This window comes from candidate division WOR-3 bacterium (assembly GCA_039802005.1).
GTDB lineage: Bacteria > Hydrothermota > Tepidihabitantia > SM23-42 > JAOAFX01 > JAOAFX01.
The window spans coordinates 1-6676 of sequence record JBDRVV010000059.1 but is presented as its reverse complement, the minus strand read 5'-3'; the positions used below and the strand labels follow the sequence as shown (position 1 = coordinate 6676).

The window sequence follows — 6676 nt, the reverse complement described above, 5'->3', positions numbered from 1 at the left end:
GAAAGCTAAGATATTGGTTGTAAGTCAGGATCAGGAGATAATTAAGGGAATAAGTAATATCCTGGAAGGTGCCGGACACACGATAAAATCAGCTAATACATCGGACACCTGTTTAATTCAGTGTCGTTCAGAAAAATTTGATGTAATATTTTTGGATGTTCACCTTCCAACACTTCCATTTAATCATATCATTCCTGATTTAAAGAAAATTTGTTCTGATAGTGAAATAATATTGATTACCGCCAATACCATAACTGAGGCTCTGGCAAAAATAGAAGCCTATCAACTGAATAACTTTATTATATTGCCATTGAGTGCTGATAAAGTAAAACTAACACTCAATCGTGCCCTGCGTCAGGTTGAATTATTGAGAGAAAACAGAAGACTTCTGTTGAATGTGACTGCAGCAAAAAAGGAGTGGGAGGCAACGGTTGATGCAATCGATGAACCAATTTTTGTTACAGATTTTGACTACAAAATTCTCAGGGCTAATCTTGCGACTTTCCAGATGCTGGGTAAAGGTGTAAGTGAAGTAATTGGACAAAAGTGTTATGAGATCTTACACTGTTCAAAGGAGCCCGTTCCAGATTGTCCCGGGAAAAAGGCAAGGGATAGTGGCGAACCGGTAACTGACACTTTATCCTTCAAGGGTATAAAAAAGAGAATGACCTGCAGTGTCTATCCCCAGGTCTTTGCCAATGGTGGTGGGCTTGTCCATCTTCTACATGAGCCAAACATAGCAACCGAGCAACAAGCGCAGACAATGGCAAAATACGAAAGATTATTTGAAGATGCGACGGTCCCTATAATTGTAGTCGGCCTTGATGACTATAAGATTACTGATGCCAATCAATCAGCCTTAGAATTGCTAAAATACGACCCTGAAAACCTGGTTGATATGGATTGGGAGAATATTTTTGCGCGTGATGCGAGAGAAAATACGATCAGGGAAATTTTGAATCAGATTCCAAAAGGCAGGGTGATTGTGAAATCAAAACTACTGGATAAAAATTATAAGGAGATTGAGGTTGAAATATTCGCCAATCCGGTTGAGGTAGGAAATATCCGGTTTTTGGAATTGTTTTTTGTTGAGTCTGAAAAATCCTAATTTTACTTAAAAATTAATTAACCCAACTACCTATAAAATTGAAGATAGAAGATATATTACAAACCCTTGAAAAATATAGAGTAAGATATGCAGTTGTTGGTGGTGTTGCAGTAGTATTGTATGGATACATAAGATTTACAAAAGACATTGATTTGATAGTAGATTTCTCCCGAGAGAATGTCAAAAGATTTAAACAAGCAATGGATTTTCTCAAATTTAAACCGGGTCCCCCAATTGAACCAACGGACCTTGCAGATGCAAAGAAAAGGAATATATGGATTCAAGAAAAGAATGCAAAAGTGATTACCTTCTATAATCCTGACCAGCAAATGCTACAAATAGATGTTTTGTTGACAGTAAATTTTTCTGATATAGAGGTGGTGCGTAAAAAGGTCGGTGATTTTGAAATTTCAGTAATCGCCTATGCTGATTTAATTAAAATGAAAAAACAAAGTGGCAGGGCTCTTGATCTGATTGATATTGATAAATTAGAGGAATTGAGGAAAGGTTCAAAGTGAATTTCAAAAATAATTTAAATGCTTTAGAAATATTAAGAGAATTTGCTATTAAGGTGGTGCCATTGGAAATCTACCAGAAGAATCTTATTCTGGAAAGAATTGAAACCCCCAATAAAAGACTATGGACACTACGGGAATTTCTTAAGCTTGATGAAAAGACATTTGCCAGGAAAATGGAAGTTGATTATAATCAATACTATCAATATGAAAAAATGGGTAATCCTGTTCCTTTTAAATTATTGAAAAAAGTATCCAAGACTTTTAATGTATCAATAGACTGGCTCACCTGCAGAAAGCCACTATATCCAATAGAGATAGTCACCAGAAAAATGAAACAATCTGGGTTTGCAGAGTAAAATCATTTAAGTCCGCAGAGGAGTTTGAATTTGAATATTATCTCAAAACTATCAATTTTACAAATTTAATTTACAATAATGAATGGTTCCCAAGAACATATCTGGCCTGATGATTACAAATTCGCCTTAGGTCTAAGCCATGATGTAGATGAAACAAAAAAGACCTATCAATATCTCACCCATTTTCTAAAAACCCTCAGACCCTATCATATTCTTTCATTTTTCAGTAAAAAAGAACCTTACTGGAACTTTGAAAACATAATGGACTTAGAAGAAAAGTATAAAGTTCGTTCTACATTTTTTTTCTTAAATGAAAAAAAGCGTTTAGATCTGAAACGACCTTCTGAAATTTTCTCCACCATTGGAAGGGCAAATTTCTTGGAAGAGAAAATTATTGAGGTTATTAATCTCCTGCATAATAATAATTGGGAAATTGGCTTGCACGGTTCTTATGATTCCTATAAAGACAAGGAACTCATGAAAAAAGAAAAGAAACTCCTTGAGGAGATAATCGGTAATCCAGTGATTGGAGTACGCCAGCATTATCTCAATCTTAAAATCCCAAAAACCTGGATGATACAAAAGGAGCTTGGATTCCATTATGACGCAAGTTATGGTTCAAATAACGATATCGGTTTTCCTGATAATAAATATTTTCCAGTAAGACCTTTTAATGATGATTTCGTTGTAGTCCCCCTAACTTTAATGGATTATGTGTTATTCAGTAAGATAAAGACTTTTGACGACCAACTTAATGAATGTAGAAAATTGATAGAATGTATCAGAGAAAAGGGTGGGGTAATGGTTATTCTGTGGCACCTGCGGGTATTCAATGAAGATGAATTCCCCAAGGCAATGCGTGTTTATGAAGAAATTATAAAAATTGCTTTAGACCAGGGTGGGTGGGTTACATCTTTAGATAAAATAGTTGAATTCTACACAATGAATTCAACAATATGAAACCAGAAACGCCACAAGAGATAAAGTTTAATAACGATTTCAAAAAGGCAACTTTTGCGGAACGCCAGGCGATAGACCGGAATTTTTATGATAGAAAATACTCAATCGCAGACTACAGGCGGACTTTGAATATAGACAGGGCATTCGTAAGAGGAATAGTGGAGAAGTATAAAATTCCAAGAGGAAATTTGCTTTTGGATTTGGGTTGTGGCACTGGCTGGTTCAGTAATCTATTTGCTGAGTTAGGATTTAATGTCGTAGGCATTGACTACAGCAAAACAGGAATTATGAATGCGAAGAGGCTCTACGGCGATAAAATTCATTGGATAGTTGGTGACGTATTCAATATGCCTTTTAAGAATAAGTGCAAATTCGACTTTATATTCTGCTGTGATTTCCCACCCTATAATTTGATTGATACGCCTCAAGAGGCAATTAGCATTACAGAAAAAATTTTTGACCATTTGAATCAAAATGGGATCTTTATTTTTGTCTGGAGCAGTAAACTAACCGGCAAAAGAATGGGCGATAGTGTGATAATTGAATATACGGTAGAACAAGTTAAGGAAATTTTTTCCAATACCGGTGTTCTTATTGGAGATGTCTTCACTACAAATAAGCAGTTGTTCCCATTGCTGGGGCAATATGCAATCAGTAATTTCATTACTAAATTGACTTCGTTCGCCATAAAACTTCACCACGGTAATGTACGGATAATCTGTGGGGTCAAGAAAAAGTTTGGTTAATATTTGTGATCTGAAAACGAGGGGTAGTATTAGTTTAGTTTATTTGTGATTTTTAAAAAAATTCCCTGAAGTTTTGGGAAAAAAACAGGGGATAGTGAAAAAAAATATGGATAATATTATTAAGAAGATCTTGGGTTTTAGAGTTGTCGCTAGCGTTGAGCAAAAAGATATTCACATAAATAAACATACTTCTGTTTCTAAGACTAAACCATTAATAAAAAATTTTATATTTCTTATGGTGGTACAAATTGCTAATTATGTTTTCCCATTGATTTCTTTGCCATATTTAGTTCGCGTTCTCGGACCTGAGAAATACGGTTTAATTGCTTTTGCCCAATCATTTATAGGATATTTCATTTTGATTACTAATTATGGTTTTGAACTTTCGGCAACGAGAGAAATATCAATCAATCGTGACAATAAGGATAAATTAGCCGAAATTTTTAGTTCAGTAATGTATGCAAAAACACTACTTTTGGCATTTTGTTTTTTTGTTTTTCTTCTCTTTCTGCAGATAGACAAATTTAAAAAAGATTTTTTAGTATACATATTAACATTTGGAATTATTATCGGCCAAACCCTTTTTCCGGTGTGGCTATTTTTGGGATTGGAAAGGATGGAGTATATTACAATTCTTACAGTTTTGGAAAGAGGTGTTTTTACTGTGTGCATATTCATTTTTATTAAGAATATTAATGATTACTTTTATGTTCCTTTGTTTAACACTATTGGTTATATGGTATCAGGGATTTTGGGTATGCTGCTTGCCTTTTTAAGGTTTGGAATTACCTTCAGAACACCAAAACTTCAAAATATATTTTCGCAGATTAAACAAGGTTGGTATAGTTTTATTTCAACCACTAATATAAGTCTATATTCTACAACCAATATTTTTATCCTCGGACTCTTCTGGAATAATGTAATAGTGGGATATTACGCCGCGGCTGAAAAATTGATATATGCAGTACAACGTTTATTAGTACCATTATCCCAAACAGTCTTTCCCTATATTAGTAAAACCGCCCATGTAAAAAGAGAAGAAGCAGTTTTGTTTTTAAAGCAAATCCTGCATATAAATATTGCGATAGGAATTATTCTTGCTATTACTATACTTTTGGGTTCTAGGATAATAGTGAAAATAATCCTTGGACCAATGTATCAAGAATCAATTATTATAATGCAAATATTCGCTTTTTTGCCATTAGCAGGAGCAGTTGCTAATGTATTAGGATTTCAGACCATGCTACCTTTCAAAATGGACCGCGAACTGGCCAAAGCATTACTAATTACCGCTCTAATCAACATTGGGTTGGCATTTATTTTGATCCCATTTTTCGCTCATCTCGGAGCTGCTGTTGCATTTTTGAGCACAATGTATTCTACCTGCTTAATTCTATTATTATTTTTGAGAAAAGCGAATATAAATCTATTGTGTTCATCGAAATAGATTCGTTGGGCTAAATAATGAAAATTATATATGCAATCTGTTTTTAGCTTCTATTTTCTAAATTTATACTTGCGGGTATGTCAATTAAACAAGAGGCAAGTTAAGTACGCCGAGTCTATAAGAGTCTTTTATACACCTTATTATGAATTCGATTGAACATAGAAAGTATGTTCTCATTACGCCATTAAAAAACGAAATAAAATTTTTGCCTGAATTACTCAGGTGTGTGGTAAATCAGACCATTCAGCCTGTTTTATGGATATTTGTCGATGACGGCAGCACCGATGGTTCATACGAACTACTTCAGGAGTGGGCAAAGAAGGTATTTTGGATTAAAATAATAAGACTTGAAGGAAAGAAAAAACGCGAGATCGGATTCCATTATTCAAAGGTTGTTGCTGAGGGATTTGAATATTTCAGAAAAATTTGGCACAATTCATTTGACTACATTGGAATCCTTGATGCTGATATAGTACTACCCAATGACTATTTTGAAAGACTCATTAAAAAATTTGAGGAAGATAAACATTTAGGGATTGCAAGTGGGATTGTAGTATGTAAAATAGGTAAAAAAACGATATGGGAAAAGGAACCACTGGAATGGCCCTGTGGCGCAGCCAGGCTCTGGACAAAAGAATGTTTTGAAAAAACCGGCTGGAGATTAACAAGGGCTCCGGATAGTGTATCAACTGTACGGGCGATGTGTCTGGGTTACAAAACCCGTAATTTTCAAGATTTAAAAATAACTCATCTTCGTCCCACCTGGAGTGGAGGTGGTTTCTGGTATGGATTTATTGATATAGGTAAAAGCAGGTATTACTTAGGGTATGACCCAATCTTTATCTTTTTTGCTTCATTCAAATATTCATTTGATTATCCTCATATAGGGAGTGTGCCTTTTTTGATTGGCTATTTTGGTGATTTAATAAGATATAAAAAAAGGATTGATGACAAAATTGTCATCAACTTTTTTAAAAAAAGATTAACGAGCAAAATTACTTCACGATTACGAAGATTGCTGCGAAAAAAGGGATGCGAAAGTTAAATATTATATTTGCTGCAGACTACATTGCTCCGAGTCCAGGTGCCTTTATCCGAAGCCTTGAGTTATTATCGGATACTATAAAAAGAAATGATGGTAAAGTAGCATATTTGTTTAGCGAAAGGCGTGATTATCTTAACCGACTTGAAAAATATGGCCGGGTATATATTTGCAAACATACTGCCAATAAGCGATTCAGTATTTCCTCACTTGTAAATATGGTGCATGCTCTGAAAGAAATCAAAGGTCAGATTGTCCACATTCATTTCTTGGGTCTGGCATACTTATTGTCCGCGGTCATACTTAAATTATTTTATCATCACAAAATCATAGTCCATTACCGCAATCCACCAATAAGTATGTTGGATAGTTCAAAAATTCATCATAAATTTAGCCCCATATTTTATCATCTTCTCAATGTATTCTTTATTGATGTCAATGTCGTTATTAGCAAGTCTATAAAAGAAACGCTGGTGGAAAGACATTTCACATTACCTCA

The 6676-nt window shown here is 34.5% G+C and carries 8 protein-coding genes; all 8 read left to right on the top strand.

Translation table 11 applies throughout. The features are described from left to right. A partial coding sequence (locus ABIL69_11550; protein ID MEO0124623.1) for a PAS domain-containing protein occupies nucleotides 1-1108 on the top strand: 1108 nt, incomplete at its 5' end. Between the two features lie 38 nt (nucleotides 1109-1146). Further along, on the top strand, nucleotides 1147-1626 hold the full coding sequence (locus tag ABIL69_11545) for a hypothetical protein (protein MEO0124622.1): 480 nt from the start codon (nucleotides 1147-1149) through the stop codon (nucleotides 1624-1626). Continuing rightward, nucleotides 1623-1982: a helix-turn-helix transcriptional regulator gene (locus tag ABIL69_11540; protein MEO0124621.1), complete on the top strand. Its 360-nt coding sequence runs from the start codon at nucleotides 1623-1625 to the stop codon at nucleotides 1980-1982. The genes ABIL69_11545 and ABIL69_11540 overlap by 4 nt, the downstream gene beginning before the upstream one ends. A gap of 78 nt (nucleotides 1983-2060) precedes the next feature. Further along, the gene (locus ABIL69_11535; GenBank protein ID MEO0124620.1) at nucleotides 2061-2942 is read left to right on the top strand and encodes a polysaccharide deacetylase family protein; all 882 of its coding nucleotides are present in this window, start codon (nucleotides 2061-2063) and stop codon (nucleotides 2940-2942) included. Then, a complete protein-coding gene (locus ABIL69_11530) occupies nucleotides 2939-3688 on the top strand; it encodes a class I SAM-dependent methyltransferase (GenBank protein ID MEO0124619.1) in 750 nt (249 codons plus the stop codon). The genes ABIL69_11535 and ABIL69_11530 overlap by 4 nt, the downstream gene beginning before the upstream one ends. A 106-nt stretch (nucleotides 3689-3794) precedes the next feature. Then, entirely contained in the window at nucleotides 3795-5135 is a 1341-nt protein-coding gene (locus ABIL69_11525; protein MEO0124618.1) for a flippase, read from the top strand. 142 nt (nucleotides 5136-5277) lie between these two features. Beyond that, a complete protein-coding gene (locus tag ABIL69_11520) occupies nucleotides 5278-6180 on the top strand; it encodes a glycosyltransferase (GenBank protein ID MEO0124617.1) in 903 nt (300 codons plus the stop codon). Then, nucleotides 6168-6676, top strand: a 509-nt coding sequence (locus ABIL69_11515) for a hypothetical protein (protein MEO0124616.1), incomplete at its 3' end; no start/stop codon positions are given. The genes ABIL69_11520 and ABIL69_11515, both read left to right, overlap by 13 nt.